Origin of the sequence: Streptomyces sp. NPDC094448 (assembly GCF_044763775.1) — a bacterium.
Taxonomy (GTDB): domain Bacteria; phylum Actinomycetota; class Actinomycetes; order Streptomycetales; family Streptomycetaceae; genus Streptomyces.
Map to the genome: position 1 here is coordinate 98071 of NZ_JBIWGU010000005.1, position 15320 is coordinate 113390.

At 69.7% G+C, this 15320-nt stretch carries 16 protein-coding genes and 1 pseudogene; 13 read left to right on the forward strand and 4 right to left on the reverse strand.

What is annotated here, in order from left to right:
- Positions 1 to 69 precede the first annotated feature (69 nt).
- From ACIQ9E_RS11365 to ACIQ9E_RS11395, 7 genes and pseudogenes are all read left to right on the forward strand, one after another.
- The gene (locus ACIQ9E_RS11365) at positions 70 to 414 is read left to right on the forward strand and encodes a hypothetical protein (RefSeq protein WP_403705480.1); all 345 of its coding nucleotides are present in this window, start codon (positions 70 to 72) and stop codon (positions 412 to 414) included.
- Complete coding sequence (locus ACIQ9E_RS11370) at positions 411 to 1751, forward strand: FtsK/SpoIIIE domain-containing protein (RefSeq protein ID WP_403705483.1); 1341 nt, start codon at positions 411 to 413, stop codon at positions 1749 to 1751. Before ACIQ9E_RS11365 ends, ACIQ9E_RS11370 begins: the two co-directional genes overlap by 4 nt.
- Positions 1745 to 1939: a hypothetical protein gene (locus ACIQ9E_RS11375; protein WP_389879618.1), complete on the forward strand. Its 195-nt coding sequence runs from the start codon at positions 1745 to 1747 to the stop codon at positions 1937 to 1939. Before ACIQ9E_RS11370 ends, ACIQ9E_RS11375 begins: the two co-directional genes overlap by 7 nt.
- A 156-nt stretch (positions 1940 to 2095) precedes the next feature.
- Positions 2096 to 2338: a hypothetical protein gene (locus ACIQ9E_RS11380; protein WP_403705486.1), complete on the forward strand. Its 243-nt coding sequence runs from the start codon at positions 2096 to 2098 to the stop codon at positions 2336 to 2338.
- Positions 2335 to 3681: pseudogene (locus ACIQ9E_RS11385) on the forward strand (replication initiator). Before ACIQ9E_RS11380 ends, ACIQ9E_RS11385 begins: the two are co-directional and overlap by 4 nt.
- Complete coding sequence (locus tag ACIQ9E_RS11390) at positions 3674 to 3910, forward strand: helix-turn-helix transcriptional regulator (RefSeq protein WP_403705488.1); 237 nt, start codon at positions 3674 to 3676, stop codon at positions 3908 to 3910. The pseudogene ACIQ9E_RS11385 and the gene ACIQ9E_RS11390 overlap by 8 nt, the downstream one beginning before the upstream one ends.
- Positions 3910 to 5172, forward strand: a complete 1263-nt coding sequence (locus tag ACIQ9E_RS11395; RefSeq protein WP_403705491.1) for a tyrosine-type recombinase/integrase — start codon at positions 3910 to 3912, stop codon at positions 5170 to 5172. The genes ACIQ9E_RS11390 and ACIQ9E_RS11395 overlap by 1 nt, the downstream gene beginning before the upstream one ends.
- A gap of 676 nt (positions 5173 to 5848) precedes the next feature.
- Here ACIQ9E_RS11395 and ACIQ9E_RS11400 read toward each other — a convergent pair.
- Positions 5849 to 6610, reverse strand: a complete 762-nt coding sequence (locus ACIQ9E_RS11400; RefSeq protein WP_403705494.1) for a phosphoglyceromutase — start codon at positions 6608 to 6610, stop codon at positions 5849 to 5851.
- A gap of 188 nt (positions 6611 to 6798) precedes the next feature.
- Between ACIQ9E_RS11400 and ACIQ9E_RS11405 the strand changes: the two genes are divergently transcribed.
- A complete protein-coding gene (locus tag ACIQ9E_RS11405) occupies positions 6799 to 8067 on the forward strand; it encodes an MDR family MFS transporter (protein ID WP_403705497.1) in 1269 nt (422 codons plus the stop codon).
- A 102-nt stretch (positions 8068 to 8169) separates the two neighbouring features.
- Here ACIQ9E_RS11405 and ACIQ9E_RS11410 read toward each other — a convergent pair whose 3' ends face one another.
- Complete coding sequence (locus ACIQ9E_RS11410) at positions 8170 to 8331, reverse strand: hypothetical protein (RefSeq protein WP_403705499.1); 162 nt, start codon at positions 8329 to 8331, stop codon at positions 8170 to 8172.
- 172 nt (positions 8332 to 8503) lie between these two features.
- The gene (gene phoU, locus ACIQ9E_RS11415) at positions 8504 to 9193 is read right to left on the reverse strand and encodes a phosphate signaling complex protein PhoU (protein ID WP_006348410.1); all 690 of its coding nucleotides are present in this window, start codon (positions 9191 to 9193) and stop codon (positions 8504 to 8506) included.
- A 215-nt stretch (positions 9194 to 9408) separates the two neighbouring features.
- Between phoU and ACIQ9E_RS11420 the strand changes: the two genes are divergently transcribed.
- Complete coding sequence (locus ACIQ9E_RS11420) at positions 9409 to 10668, forward strand: sensor histidine kinase (protein ID WP_403705501.1); 1260 nt, start codon at positions 9409 to 9411, stop codon at positions 10666 to 10668.
- Positions 10665 to 11345 (forward strand): response regulator transcription factor, encoded by a 681-nt coding sequence (locus tag ACIQ9E_RS11425; protein ID WP_006348412.1) that lies wholly within the window; start codon positions 10665 to 10667, stop codon positions 11343 to 11345. The genes ACIQ9E_RS11420 and ACIQ9E_RS11425 overlap by 4 nt, the downstream gene beginning before the upstream one ends.
- Before the next feature lie 179 nt (positions 11346 to 11524).
- Here ACIQ9E_RS11425 and ACIQ9E_RS11430 read toward each other — a convergent pair whose 3' ends face one another.
- Positions 11525 to 12241: a hypothetical protein gene (locus tag ACIQ9E_RS11430; protein ID WP_403705504.1), complete on the reverse strand. Its 717-nt coding sequence runs from the start codon at positions 12239 to 12241 to the stop codon at positions 11525 to 11527.
- Between the two features lie 832 nt (positions 12242 to 13073).
- Here ACIQ9E_RS11430 and ACIQ9E_RS11435 point away from each other — a divergent pair.
- From ACIQ9E_RS11435 to ispF, 3 genes are all read left to right on the forward strand, one after another.
- Positions 13074 to 13556: a CarD family transcriptional regulator gene (locus ACIQ9E_RS11435; RefSeq protein WP_003953493.1), complete on the forward strand. Its 483-nt coding sequence runs from the start codon at positions 13074 to 13076 to the stop codon at positions 13554 to 13556.
- A gap of 391 nt (positions 13557 to 13947) precedes the next feature.
- Complete coding sequence (ispD, locus tag ACIQ9E_RS11440) at positions 13948 to 14694, forward strand: 2-C-methyl-D-erythritol 4-phosphate cytidylyltransferase (protein WP_403705507.1); 747 nt, start codon at positions 13948 to 13950, stop codon at positions 14692 to 14694.
- Entirely contained in the window at positions 14684 to 15271 is a 588-nt protein-coding gene (ispF, locus tag ACIQ9E_RS11445) for a 2-C-methyl-D-erythritol 2,4-cyclodiphosphate synthase (RefSeq protein WP_403705510.1), read from the forward strand. Before ispD ends, ispF begins: the two co-directional genes overlap by 11 nt.
- Positions 15272 to 15320 lie beyond the last annotated feature (49 nt).

The window sequence follows — 15320 nt, forward strand, 5'->3', positions numbered from 1 at the left end:
CCCGTACTACGGGTGGTCAATCAACCCGAAGGATTCGCCTTCGGGTGCTCTCACAGAGGAGTTCAGTACGTGGCAGCCCTTCCGATCGACACCGCCAAGTTCACGGGGATCATCTGTGCCGTCCCGCCCTCCCCGCGTGTCGCCAACCGTGAGACCGGACAGCTCAAGATCGACCGTACGACCGGCAAGACGATGTACCAGGTGGGCTTGTGTCTCATGAGCGGGGCGTCCGCCGACGTGGTCAATGTGAGCGTGCCCGGTGAGCCGGCCGGTGTTCAGCTCGGCATGCCGGTGCACGTGCGGGACCTCATCGCCATGCCCTGGGAGAACGAGGGACGGCACGGGATCGCGTTCCGGGCCGAGGAGATCCGCCCCCTCGCCGCCCCGGCGGCGGCCAAGGGCGGTGGGCAGTGACCTTATCCACCGAGCAACACACACCCGCTGCGTGGCCGTTCTGGGCTCTGTTCCTGGTCCTGCTGCTGGGTGCCACGGCGGCTACGGCCACTCCGGCTCTCCGAACCCGCTACCCGCACGTCTGGTGGCTGGTCTTCGGGTACCCGGCCGCCTGCTTCAGGGTCGTGCGGACCTGGCGGCCGCTTATGGCCGGGTGCGGCCTCGCGATCAGCCGCAAAGCCGCGCTGATCGTCGTCTCCGGACTCGTCGGCAAGGGCGCCCCGCCCCCACAACCGCAGGTTCCCCGATACGGGTTCATCCGGCCAACCCGTAGCGGCTTCTGGATGCTTGCCCGGCTTCTCCCCGGCCAGACGCCGGAGGACTTCATCAAGGCGGCGCCCGCGATGGCCCACGCCTGGGAGGTGCACGCGGTCCGGGTGAGCCCCTGGACACCCGGCGTCGCACGCATCGCTGCCCTGCCCTCGGATCCGCTCCACGCACCCCGGAGATTCGAGCGTTCTTCGAACCACCAGCTTCTGCGGGTGACCGTCGGGGTCCTGGAAACTGCTGCCCCCTGGGTGGTCGACCTGCGGCGAGTGCCGCACTGGCTGATCGTCGGCGCCACTCGTTCCGGCAAGTCCACCCTGCTCAACGCGCTCGTCGCCGGACTGGCCCCGCAACCCGTGGCCCTGGTCGGCATCGACTGCAAAGGGGGCATGGAACTGTCCCTGTACGGCCCGCGGCTCTCCGCACTCGCTACCAACCGAGCCCAAGCCGTGAAGCTCCTGTCGGCACTGGTGGACCTCACTCTCGACCGGATGGTGATCTGCCGCGAAGCGCACGTCCGCAACGTCTGGGGACTGCCCGACAACACCCGCCCGGTCCCCGTCGTCGTGATCGTCGACGAGGTGGCGGAACTCTTCCTCGTGGCCGACCGGCGAGAGAAGGACGAGGCACACGCAGCCTCTACCGCCCTCATCCGCCTTGCCCAGCTCGGCGCCGCTCTCGGAGTGTTTCTGATCATCGCCGGACAGCGCGTCGGATCCGATATGGGCCCGGGAGTGACGGCGCTCCGCGCCCAGCTCGGGGGCCGTGCCTGCCACCGCGTATCGGATCCGGGTACGGCGGAGATGACCCTGGGCGACCTCAACCCCGACGCGCTCAAGGCCGCACAGGCCATCACCCCGGAACAAGCGGGGACGGCGATCCTCGCCTCAGGGGACGGCTGGGAACGGGCCCGCTCCTTCCTCATCACGGAAGCCGAGGCCGAATCCGTCGCCGCCGAGTACGAGCACCTCACACCGCGGATCTCGGAACTGGCCGGCACCCCGACCGCCGAGAAGGGGACACCGTGCTGATCACCATGTCCGCCGCGCTCCTGCTCGGCCTGCTGATCTGGTTCCTGCTGCGCATCCATTACCTGCGGTGGCCCCACACGCTGCTTGCCGCCACCTTCGGATTCCTGCTGGCCACGACCGCGGCCGCGCCGACGGTCCAGTCGGCCCTCGACGGAGTGGCGGGCTTCATCAGCCAGTTCCGCTTCTGATCCGGACACCAGAGATCCCGACACCAGAAGGGACAAGGGGCCATGCCCCCTGACATCACGATCACGGGCTCCCGACGGGGCGCGAAGTCGCCAAACCCGACCCCGTCAGGAACCCACTCCATCCGCCACCTGAGTAGTGAAAGGAGTCGACACTCATTGTCCACCAGGAAGCGTCCGCATCCGCCCGTGTGCGCGTTGCGGGACGACGACCGCCCGTTGTGCGACGGCGAGGAGGGAGTGGTCCTCGTTGCGCTCGACGGTACGGAAAAGCGTCTGTGCCCGGCCCATGCCGCCGCGCTCTGGCTCACCGACCCGACCTTCCGCTTCAGCGCGAAGACTCGTCCGCACGCCATCGCCGCCGTCATGGGGCAGGCGTTCGGAGGAAGGGGTACGCGATGACCGAGCCCCAGCACCTTCCGCACGCCGTTGCGGCCCTCGTCGAGCAGGCGGCCACTCCCGAGTTCGCCGCCTGGCGCCGGAACATCGTCGGCCTCGGAGGCTGTGCCAACCCCGTCCACCTCGTGGGCGAGTCCACCGTCTTCGCCTCCGACAGCGGCCAAGCCCTGTTCAGCCACTCTTCGGCGGCATACGGCGGCCGGCTCCTGGTCCCCTGCGGAAACCGGCGCTCCACCGTCTGCTCGCCGTGTGCCCGCGTCTACCGGGCCGACACCTACCACCTGATCAGGGCCGGGCTCGTCGGCGGCAAAGGGACTCCCGAAACGGTCATCGACCACCCCCGGGTGTTCGCCACCCTCACGGCGCCCGGCTTCGGCCCCGTGCACACCCGCCGGGAGCGAAGCGGACGGGTTAGCCCCTGCCGTCCCCGGTCGCCGAAGGAACGCTGTCCGCACGATCAGCCGGTCGGCTGCGCCACACGGCACAGCACGGATGATCCCCGGCTCGGTGAACCGATCTGCCCCCGCTGCTACGACTACGCCGGGGCCGTCCTCTGGCAGGCCCGGTCCGGGCACCTGTGGCACCGCTTCACCATCGAACTGCGGCGAGAACTTGCCCGGCGGGCCGGACTGCCCCGGACCGAACTCCGCCTGGCTGCCCGGCTCTCGTACACCAAGGTCGTCGAATACCAACGGCGCGGCCTGATCCACTTCCATGCCGTCATCCGCCTCGACGGCCCGGACGGCCCGAGCACCCCACCACCCGCATGGGCGACTGCGGACCTGCTGACCGACGCCGTACACACAGCCGCAGGGCGCGTACGGCTCCCATCACCCGGAGCCGGTGTCATCGGCCACCGCACACTCCGCTTCGGCGCCCAGGTCGACGTCCGACCCATTGCCGAGCACGGCGCCGTCGCCGCGTACATCGCCAAGTACGCAACCAAGGGAGCGGAAGCGGCTGGCGCGGTCGACGGACGGATTACCACCGCCCGGCACCTCGTACTCCTCCCCGTCCGCGCCCATGTCCTCCGCATGATCGCCACCTGCTGGTGGCTCGGAGCCCTCCCGCCCTTCACCACCCTCGAACTGCGCCGCTGGGCCCACATGCTCGGCCACCGCGGCCACTTCTCCACCAAATCCCGCAGCTACTCGACCACCCTGACCGCCCTGCGCACCGCACGAACCGAGCACCGGGCCCACCAGCAGTAGCGCGCCCTGGGCCTCGATGACCGCCCCACGATAGCCATCGGCCACTGGCGCTATGCCGGACGCGGCTACTCCCCGGAGGCCGCCCTCGTCGCAGCCACCGCCCACCACATGGAAGGAGATTCCACCCGTGGCTGATCGACGCCTCGCCTCAGCAGACACGGCCGTGGAGTCGCGCCTGCCTTCCCGATATCTGACGCCCGTGGACCTGGTGGCCATGTTCCGGCTGCCCAGCGTCGAGACGGTCTATCAGTGGCGCCGCAAGCGCACCGGCCCTCGGGCTTTCCGTGTCGGCCGGCATCTGCGGTTCGACCCCGTCGACGTTCGGGCCTGGGTTGATGCCCAGCGCAAGGGGGTGGCTGCCTGATGGCGGGACACATCCAAGACCGCTGGTACAAGTCCGAGACCGGGCCGGACGGGCAGATGCACAGGGTCAGGACCGAGCGGTACGGCGCGGGCATGCGCTATCGCGCCCGTTACATCGGTCCTGACGGCACGGAGAAGTCGAAGAGCTTCCCGGATCGGCAGAAGCGGCTTGCCGAGAGGTGGTTGAACGAGACGGAAGCGGACATGGCGCGCGGTCAGTACATCGACCCTCGTGCGGCCCGGACCACGTTTCAGCAGTACGCCGAGAGCTGGGTGGTCCACGCGCCCGACCCGAACACCCGGGCTTCGATGGAGTCGCAGCTTCGCTTGCACGCCTATCCGTACCTCGGTACGCGTCCACTCGGCTCCTTCCAGCCTGCACACATCCGTGACTGGGTCCGGCAGCTTCAGGAGAACGGCATCCGCGGCTCGTACGCCCGCACCATTTACTCCAACGCGCGGGCCGTTCTCAGCGCAGCCGTAGACGACGGACACCTCCCCCGGAATCCGTGCGCTGCCCGGTCCGTCCGGCCGCCGACCGTGGAGGAAAGACGGGTCGTCCCCTGGACGCCGGAACGCCTCTTCGGCGTCCGAGCCGCCATGCCGGAGCGATACCAGGCGATGGTGGATCTGGGCGGAGGCTGCGGCCTGAGGCAGGGGGAGATCCTCGGGGTGGCAATTGACGCGATCGACTTCGCCACGGACACCCTGCAGGTGGTCCAGCAACTGAAGCTCAGCCGAAGCAAGCCTGTGTTCGCACCGCCCAAAGGCGGCAAGCTCCGGGACGTGCCCCTCCCTGGCCCGGTGGCCGACACCTTGCGGGCGCACCTGAAGCGGTTCCCGCCCGTGGAGATCACTCTGCCGTGGAAGGTTGCGGACGGCCCGCCCATGACCAAGCGTCTCGTCTTCACGGCACCGCGCGGAGGCCATGTCTGGCGGACGTCGCTCAACGACGACGCGTGGAAGCCAGCGCTTGCCGCGGCCGGGGTGATTCCGGTCCCCGAACCCGGCGAGCCCTACTCGGAGTCGCGCGAGAACGGCATGCACGCCCTCCGCCACTTCTATGCCTCCGTCCTCCTGGACGCGGGGGAGAACGTCAAGGCGCTCGCCGAGTACCTGGGCCACTCCGACCCCGGCTTGACACTCAGGGTGTACGCGCATCTGCTGCCGTCCAGCAGAGAGCGCACGCGCAAGGCTGTGGCCTCGGTGTTTGCTGGCATGGGGGTGCGCAGGCAACATGGGACGCGAACCTCGCAGCCGTAACGAGTCGGCGGATGAGCAGCGCGAATCGCGGTGAACTGCAAGTCCGAATGAGCTCGGAAAGCCATTGCGGAAAGTTGATTGAATTAGCAGTCTCGTGGGAGACTCGCCTATAGATACCTCTAGTTGCAACTAGAGGTATCTAGCGGAACTGCTGAAGACTCTAGAACAAACGAGGACCTGGATCCGGCGGCAACCAGACCCAGGCCCTCGTGCAGTCAGCGAGCCCGGTCGCGTAGCAGCAGACCGGGCTCGCTGCATGTGCAGCACCCGATCCCTCCCGGCCTCGCGCGTGAGTCGCTCATCGAGCGAACTGCATCACGCTGGCAGTGATGGTTGTCAACAGGCCGATCCCCGTTAGCCAGACCTGCCACTTCTCGGCATCGGTCCAGCTACGAGGCTTGCCCTTCTCAAGACTCACCTCTCTACCACCTCCCTTCCCCTCCAGCCGACCCGCCTATCGGGCCGGAGCCTTGGAACTCGCATGCATTCGCACAGAGTTCAAGGGAGGTTCAGGTAAGGCGGGCCAAGCATACCGCTAGCAGCGGCAGTTGCCGGGGGAGGCGGTGCAACTCCGGAAGCGGCCCAAATACCGCCGACGGCCCAGAGACGGCCCAGCCCCAGCAAAAAGCCCCCGCCCTGCGCGGAAAACGCAGGTCGGGGGCTTTCGGGCGTTGAATTACTTCTTCTTGCCCTGGTTCTTCACGGCCTCGATGGCCGCCGCCGCCGCGTCCGGGTCGAGGTACGTGCCGCCCGGGACGATCGGCTTGAAATCGGCGTCCAGCTCGTAGGCGAGCGGGATGCCGGTGGGGATGTTGAGGGACGCGATGTCCTCGTCCGAGATGCCGTCCAGGTGCTTGACCAGGGCGCGCAGCGAGTTGCCGTGGGCGGCGACCAGGACGGTGCGGCCGGCCAGGAGGTCCGGGACGATGCCGTCGTACCAGTACGGCAGCATGCGGGCCACGACGTCCTTCAGGCACTCCGTGCGCGGGCGCAGCTCCGGCGGGATGTCGGCGTAGCGGGGGTCGCCGGCCTGGGAGAACTCGGACCCGTCCGCCAGCGGGGGCGGCGGGGTGTCGTAGGAGCGGCGCCAGAGCATGAACTGCTCCTCGCCGAACTCGGCGAGCGTCTGGGCCTTGTCCTTGCCCTGGAGGGCGCCGTAGTGGCGCTCGTTCAGGCGCCAGGAGCGGTGGACCGGGATCCAGTGGCGGTCCGCGGCCTCCAGGGAGAGCTGCGCGGTGCGGATGGCGCGCTTCTGGAGGGAGGTGTGCAGCACGTCGGGCAGCAGCCCGGCGTCCTTCAGCAGCTCGCCGCCACGGACCGCCTCCTTCTCGCCCTTCTCGGTGAGATTGACGTCCACCCAGCCGGTGAACAGGTTCTTTGCGTTCCACTCGCTCTCGCCGTGGCGGAGGAGGATCAGCTTGTACGGTGCGTCGGCCATGCGTACGAGCCTAATGGACCCGCCTCGCGGCCCACGCGCGGGACGGTTGACGGGTCCCGTCAAATGGGTGGTCTCTGCATCCAGCCAGATGTAATGTGCGGCAAAGGTTAGCGACACTTACATGAGGTGGGGGAACCAGCATGGGCGCGGGGCGGTTGCACGGAGCCGTACGGAGAAGTACGGCGGGGATGCCCCGCCAGTTCTGGTGGCTGTGGACCAGCACCCTGGTCAACCGGCTCGGCGCCTTCGTCTCCACCTTCCTCGTGCTCTACCTCACCGCCGAGCAGGGGTACTCCGCCTCGTACGCCGGACTGGTCGTCTCCCTCTACGGGCTCGGCGGCGTCGCCGGCTCCATCGGCGGCGGGATCCTGGCCGACCGGATCGGACGGCGGCCCACCCTGCTGATCACCCAGGCCCTGTCCGCCGTCGCCGTCGGGGTCCTCGGCTTCGTCCAGCACCCGGCCGCCATCGCCGCCGTCGCCGCGGTCGTCGGCGCCGCGACCACCGGCTCGCGCCCCGCCGTGCAGGCGATGATGGCCGATATCGTGCCCCCTGAGGACCGGGTCCGGGCGTACTCCCTCAACTACTGGGCCATCAACCTCGGCTTCGCGGTCTCCGCGACCGCCGCCGGATTCATCGCCGAGTACAGCTTCCTCATCGGCTTCCTCGGCGAGGCCGTGATGACCCTGGCCTGCGCGGTCGTCATCTTCGTCAAACTCCCCGAGTCCCGGCCGGAGCGCCCCGCGGGCACCGGGCAGGACAGCGGCCCCGAACCGCGGATCGGCATGGGGACCGTCCTGCGCGACGGGCGCTTCATGAGCCTGGTCACCCTCTCCTTCCTCCTCGCGCTGATCTTCACCCAGGGCTATATCGGCCTCCCCCTCGCCATGGGCGACTCCGGGCTCTCCCCGTCCAGCTTCGGCATGGTCATGGCCCTCAACGGGCTGCTGATCGTGATCCTCCAGATCCCGCTCACCCATGTGATCACCCACCGTGACCCGCGTCTGCTGCTGGTCGTCGCCTCCCTGCTCGCGGGGTACGGATACGGGCTCACCGCCTTCGCCGACTCCATCGCCCTCTACGCCCTCACGGTCGCCGTCTGGACCCTCGGCGAGATCCTCAGCGCCCCCACCCAGGCCGGTCTGGTCGTCCGGCTCTCCCCGCTCCACGGCCGTGGCCGCTATCAGGGCGTGCACTCCCTGACCTGGTCCGTCGCCACCCTGGTCGCCCCGCTGATGGCCGGGCAGATGATCGACCGCTTCGGCGCCGACTGGCTCTGGGCCCTCTGCGCCGTCCTCGGCACCGCAGCCGCGGCCGGATTCTGGCTGCTGCTGCGCAGGCTGGGGGCGGAGCCGAAGCCGGGAGTGCCGGAGGGGCGGGAAGGCGGAGTGGCAAGCGGAGTGGCAAAGGGAGGAGAGGAAGGACTGAAGGGCGCGGTGGCCAAGACCGCCGTCTGAAACGGGGCGGACGCGCACCAGGACCCACCACTGCACGGCAGGGCCCGCCGGCTCGGGACGGCCGGCGGGCCCTGGCCCTTGCGGTGTCCGTACGAACGCGTGTCAGCCGCAGCCGCCACTGCACTGGCACGGCGACCCCGACTTGCAGCCGCAGCCGCAGCCCGAGCCGCAGCCGCAGGTGCCCAGCAGCGGAAGGCGCATCACATCGCGCTGTGCGTCGGCCGCGGACTCCTGCTGGGTGTCCGGGGTCGGGGAATCGGCCATGGTTCCTCCTCATCGGATACGGAGGCATGATCGCGCACGGCGTGCACCACATGCCGCCTCCCGCCATTCGATGCCCGCGGAGGCGGGCGCGTCAACAGCGCGTGGAGACATCGGTACGGAGCGTGGGCAAGGAGCCGTACGGAGCGGCCGTCACTCCGGACACACGGTCCCCTCAGGCCTCCACGGCATCCGCCTGGTCCACCGTGTCCGGCTGGAGATCGTCCGCGTGCTCGCCCGTCACCAGATACACCACCCGCTTCGCCACCGACACCGCGTGGTCCGCGAACCGCTCGTAGTAGCGGCCCAGCAGCGTCACGTCGACCGCCGTCTCGATGCCGTGCTTCCAGCGGTCGTCCATCAGATGCTGGAACAGCGTCCGGTGCAGCAGGTCCATCTCGTCGTCGTCGGTCTCCAGCTGGAGCGCCAGATCGACATCCTTGGTGATGATCACCTCGCCGGCCTTCGCCATCAGCCGCTGCGCCAGCTGGCCCATCTCCAGGATCGTGGCCTGGAGGTCCCGCGGCACCGGCGACTCCGGGAAACGCAGCCGCGCCAGCTTCGCGACGTGCTGGGCCAGATCACCCGAACGCTCCAGATCCGCGCTCATCCGCAGCGATGTCACCACGATCCGCAGATCCGTGGCCACCGGCTGCTGGCGCGCCAGCAGGGCGATCGCCCGCCCCTCCAGATCGTGCTGGAGATCGTCGACCTTCTGATCGGCCGCGATCACACTTTCGGCCAGTTTCAGATCCGCGTCGAGCATCGCCGTCGTGGCGCGCCCTATGGCCGACCCGACCAGCCGGGCCATCTCGACCAGACTCTCACTGATGGAGTCCAGTTCCTCGTGGTACGCGTCCCGCATGGAGTTCCCTCTCTCGGTGACCGTGGTCCGGTCGCGGTGACCGGGGCCCGGATGGGGTCCGTGGACCCCCACGCTCCCACGGTCGGCGGCCAAGGAGTCGACCCCCACTTTCCCAAATGAACCGGCCCGGTCCCCCCGGTGAACTCTGGGCGACGAGTACCCCAGGTCACCCCTTCGGCCGCCACCCGCGCGATGACCATGCCTAACCTTGAGGCATGGACGTGAACGCGGCGGTCGCCGCAGTGGCGGCGATCGGCGGTCTGCTGACCGGCGTCTTCGCCGTGCTGGCGTTCCGCTGGAGCGAACGCGAGCAGCGCCGGCCCACCCGGTCGTCGCTGCACACGGACGCCGTGCTGCCGCCCGGCGTCGACACGGTCCTCTCCGTACTGCGCTCCTCCGCGGTCGTCCTCGACGAGAGCGACTCCGTGGTGAAGGCCAGCTCCGCGGCGTACGCACTCGGGCTGGTACGCGGCGGAAAACTGACGGTCGACGCCATGCTGAAGATGGCCAGGGACACCCGCCGCGACGGCGAGATCCGCCAGGTCGAACTGGACCTGCCCCGCCGGGGCACCGGCCGGGGCGAGGCGCTCGCCGTCTCCGCCCGGGTCGCGCCCCTGGGCTCCCGGCTGGTCCTCCTCCTGGTGGAGGACCTCACCGAGGCCCGCCGCATCGAAGCCGTACGCCGGGATTTCGTGGCCAATGTCAGCCATGAGCTGAAGACCCCCGTCGGCGCGCTCTCCCTGCTCGCGGAGGCCGTGATGGACGCATCGGACGATCCGGAGGCGGTCTCCCGCTTCGCCGGGCGGATGCAGATCGAAGCCGCCCGGCTGACCAGCCTGGTCCAGGAGCTGATCGACCTCTCCCGGGTCCAGAACGACGATCCGCTGGACGGCGCCGAGCCGGTCCGGGTCGACGAACTGGTCGCCGAGGCGATCGACCGCTCCCGCCACCCGGCCTCCACCAAGGCCATCACCATGGTCTCCGGCGGCACCGACGGACTGCATATCTGGGGTCACCGGGGTCAGCTGGCCGCCGCTCTGGGTAACCTGGTCGAGAACGCCGTCAACTACTCGCCGGCCCGCACCCGCGTCGGCATCTCCGCCCGCCGCGTCCCCGCCCCGGGCGGAAGCCTGATCGAGATCGCCGTCACCGACCAGGGCATGGGCATCTCCGAGAAGGACCGCGAGCGGGTCTTCGAACGCTTCTACCGCGTCGACCCCGCCCGTTCCCGCGCCACCGGAGGCACCGGCCTCGGGCTGGCGATCGTCAAACATGTGGCCGCCTCGCACGGCGGGGAGGTCACGGTCTGGAGCTCCGAGGGCCAGGGTTCCACCTTCACCCTGCGACTCCCGGAAGCGGGATCCGTACGTCACCGCTCCCGCACCATCGAACCGGATCGCGCCGACAGCGCCGACCGGCCCACTCCCCCCACTGATCCGCATTTCGAGATCCCTGCCCCGGAGGTCCTTCCGTGACCCGAGTGCTCGTCGTCGAGGACGAGGAATCGTTCAGCGACGCTCTCTCCTACATGCTCCGCAAAGAGGGTTTCGAGGTCGCCGTGGCGACCACCGGACCCGAGGGGCTCGACGAGTTCGAGCGCAACGGCGCCGATCTCGTCCTTCTCGACCTGATGCTGCCCGGACTCCCCGGGACCGAGGTCTGCCGCCAGCTCCGCGGCCGCTCGAACGTGCCGGTCATCATGGTGACCGCCAAGGACAGCGAGATCGACAAGGTCGTCGGCCTGGAGATAGGCGCCGACGACTACGTCACCAAGCCGTTCTCCTCGCGCGAGCTGGTCGCCCGGATCCGCGCGGTGCTGCGCCGCCGCGGGGAGCCGGAGGAGGCCGCCCCGGCGGCGCTGGAGGCCGGCCCGGTGCGGATGGACGTCGACCGCCATGTCGTCACCGTCTCCGGCGGCAAGGTCGACCTGCCGCTGAAGGAGTTCGACCTGCTGGAGATGCTGCTGCGGAACGCGGGCCGGGTGCTCACCCGGATGCAGCTCATCGACCGGGTCTGGGGCGCGGACTACGTCGGCGACACCAAAACCCTCGACGTCCACGTCAAGCGGCTGCGCGCCAAGATCGAACCGGACCCCGGCGCCCCGCGCTATCTCGTCACGGTCCGCGGCCTCGGCTACAAGTTCGAGCCGTAGCAGGCCCCACCGCTGCCGGATGTACGACGACCTACGAGACGTACGACGACATACGACAGGTTGTATGACGGGAGTACGACGGATGTAGGAGGGACGTACGAAGCGGCGGATGTACGAAGGCGCCCCACCGGTCACGGCGGGGCGCCTTCGCTCTGCGTTCGTACGGTACGGCGCGGGGCTCAGCCCGCGGGCGTCTCCGTGCCCTTCGACGCGTCCGCGCCCTCGGGCTGCTCGGCACCCTCGGGCTTCTCCGCGCCCTCGGCACCTTCCGTGCCCTCCGTGCCCTCCGTGCCCTCTGCGCCGGGCTGACCCGACGAGGCCGGGGACGGGGAGGCCGCGGGGGCGGGCGCGTTGCCCGGACCGAAGTCCGCGAAGCCGTCGGCCGACGACGGGACCACGAAGGCCTCCAGCTTGACGTCGCCCGTCTTGCTGAGCTTGAAGACGACGTCCTGGACGCCGCCGATCTTCTTCGTCAGCGCGGTGCCGTCCTCGATGACGGCCGAGGCGTTGCCCTTGCCGCCGATGACGATCGAACCCTGGGCGGGAACGGTCACACCGCCGGAGCCGGAGGCGGCCGAGAGCTTCACGGTGCCCGCACCGCCCGGCAGGGTGATGGAGTCCAGGGTCTGCTCGGTCTCGCCCTTGTTGAAGATCGTCGCCGAGACGACCGCGGGACCGGCCTCGCCCGTCTTCGGCTGGGTGATCACATTCGCGTTCTGGATGGCGATGTTGTCCACGGAGGCCGTCGCGGTGTCCGGCTTGATGCCGAGCGACTGCGCGTTGTTGCCCGCGCCACACGCGGTGAGCGCGGCGAACGACAGCGCGACTGCGGTCACGGCGACGGCGCCGCGGCGAAGGCGAGTAGCGCCCCCGGACGGAGTAAGGGGGAGGCTCACGGCGCGGCATCTCCTTGCACGTACGGATCTGGCATCGGGACTGTTCTGGTTCTGCTCTGCTTCTGCTGAACCGGCGCAATGGCGGCCGTGCCCGCGTCAGTTCGTCCACAGATTACAGAGCCCTCCCTTCGGGCCCGCACCCGACCCGCCCCTTACGGGCCCTTCGCCCCTCGGGCCCCGCCCGGCCCCGGGCCGGTCCGGACGGACCCTGCCCCGGAAGCCGCGCTGGAGAGATCTGCCCCGGACCTGCCCGGACCCGCTCCGGACGAGTCCGGAACCGGCCGGCCCCGCGGGAGGCCGCGGTCTGCCACGGGGAGGGAGTCCGGATTCACCGCCGCGATGCCGCGTTGCCGCCTCGCCGCGTTGCTGCGTTGCCGCGATTCCGGGGGCCCGGGATTCACCGGCCGTTCATAAATCGGCTATCGGCGGTGTGATCAATTCCGGGCCGCCGTCGTGAGGAAGTCGTGGACGGCCGGTGCGGATGGGACGGTAATGAATACCGATGGGCATTCGAAGATCAATTCATGATTGTTCCGTGCGCCCGTCCGTACGGGTGACCGAGGTCCGAACGGAGTAGGGGAAGTTCACCATGCGAACCCGGCAAATCGGGACGTTCGGACGCCGTGACGGGCCTCCGGCCAGGTGCGACGGCCGGGTTTCCACCTGTCCGCAGAGCCGCTCCGACCTGCGAATACCGTGTTCCGCAAGCCGTCCGCAGCACGTTCCCGTCACTGTTGTCAAGCCCCGAGATATGCTCTGACCTGCGAAAACGCCATTCAGAAGAAGCTGTATCCGTGTTACCCTGGATAGCCACGGAAGGGGTACCTGTCACATGACGTTCAAGGTTGGCGACACCGTGGTCTATCCCCATCACGGGGCCGCGCTGATCGAGGCCATCGAAACTCGCCAGATCAAAGGCGTGGACAAGACCTACTTGGTGCTCAAGGTCGCCCAGGGCGACCTGACGGTGCGCGTGCCGGCGGACAATGCGGAGTTCGTGGGCGTACGCGATGTGGTCGGTCAGGACGGGCTCGACCGGGTCTTCGAGGTGCTGCGCGCGCCGTATGCCGAGGAGCCGACGAACTGGTCCCGCCGCTACAAGGCAAATCTGGAGAAGCTCGCTTCCGGTGATGTCATCAAGGTTGCCGAGGTCGTGCGTGACCTGTGGCGCCGTGAGCGGGAGCGCGGACTCTCCGCCGGTGAGAAGCGGATGCTCGCCAAGGCCCGCCAGATCCTGGTGAGCGAACTCGCCCTCGCTGAGAACACCAACGAGGACAAGGCCGAGGCCCTGCTCGACGAGGTCCTCGCGTCCTGACGCGCCCGGCCGCTGCCCGGCCCGCCCCGAGCGGAACCGGCGCCCGGCCGAATGTAGACACAACTGCCGCGGTGCCCGCCGACACGATGTGATCCCCTTTGATCACTGATCTGTTGCCGGGCACTGCGGCACGTTTGTCCGCTGTCACGGACATCCGCTGTCGCAGACGTCCACTGCGGCAGCCGCCCGCTGCCGCAGCCGTTCTCCTGTCACACTTCTCATAGCCTCACCCAGGAGGCCCGGCCCCCGATGGGAGGCCAAGCCCTGGTGTGCCGGGCCCGGGCGACTGGCGCAGACCGTCGTCACGGAAGGGTCCGTCAAGGCGTCGCGCCCGGCACGCTGAGGCCATACCCAAAAGGGCCGAGGAAACAAACCTGCCGGAGTGCAACCGATGTCAGACCGATCGCTCACACCCCGCACCGCAGCGGTGATCCCGGCCGCCGGACGGGGGGTACGGCTCGGCCCCGGCGCGCCCAAGGCGCTCCGGGCGCTCAACGGGACACCCATGCTGGTGCACGCCGTACGCGCCATGGCCGCGTCCAACGCCGTCGTCCTCGTCGTGGTCGTCGCACCCCCCGAGGACACCCCCGGCGTCCGCAACCTCCTCACCGACCTCGTCCTGCCGGACCGCACCGACGTGGTCGTCGTCCCCGGCGGCGAGACCCGCCAGGAGTCCGTACGGCTCGGTCTCGCGGCCGTCCCCGACGATGTGGCGGTCGTCCTCGTCCACGACGCCGCCCGCCCGCTGGTACCGGTCGACACGGTCGACTCCGTCATCGAGGCGGTACGCGACGGGGCACCCGCGGTCGTCCCCGCGCTGCCGCTCGCGGACACCGTCAAGGAGGTGACACCCGGCGGGAACGGCGAGCCGGAACCGGTGGTCGCCACGCCCGAGCGCGCCAGGCTGCGGGCCGTCCAGACCCCGCAGGGCTTCGACCGGGCCACCCTGGTCCGCGCCCATGACACCGTCCCCGCCGACGGCGAAGGCGCGACCGACTGCGCGGGCCTGGTGGAACGGCTCGGGGAGCCGGTCGTCGTGGTCCCCGGGCACGAGGAGGCCTTCAAGGTGACCCGTCCGCTCGACCTCGTCCTCGCCGAGGCCGTACTCGCCCGCAGGAGGGCCAACGATGGTTTCTGACCCCACTGCCGCACGCCCCACCCCCGCGGTGCCCCTGCCGCTGGTCGGCATCGGCACCGATGTCCATGCCTTCGAACCCGGGCGCGAGCTGTGGTGCGCCGGGCTGCTCTGGGAGGGCGAGAGCGCAGGTCTGGCCGGCCACTCCGACGGGGACGTCGCCGCGCACGCCGCCTGCGACGCGCTCTTCTCCGCCGCGGGCATCGGCGACCTCGGCGCGCACTTCGGCACCGGCCGGCCCGAGTGGTCCGGGGCCTCCGGTGTCACGCTGCTGGCCGAGGCGGCCAGGATCGTCCGCGCCGAGGGCTTCGAGATCGGCAATGTCGCCGTCCAGGTCATCGGGGTCCGGCCCAAGGTCGGCAAGCGCCGGGACGAGGCGCAGAAGGCGCTCGGCGCGGCCGTCGGGGCGCCCGTATCGGTCTCCGGGACGACGACCGACGGACTGGGGCTGACCGGCCGGGCGGAGGGGCTGGCCGCGATCGCCACCGCGCTCGTCTTCCGTACGGGAACGCCCGCGGGAGCGCCCGAGGGGGCATCCGCCGGTACGGATCCGGATGGGGACGCCCGTACCCCCGTCTGAACCCGCGCGGAAGCGGGTCCGGCCGTAACGTTCATCCGGGTGTAACGAA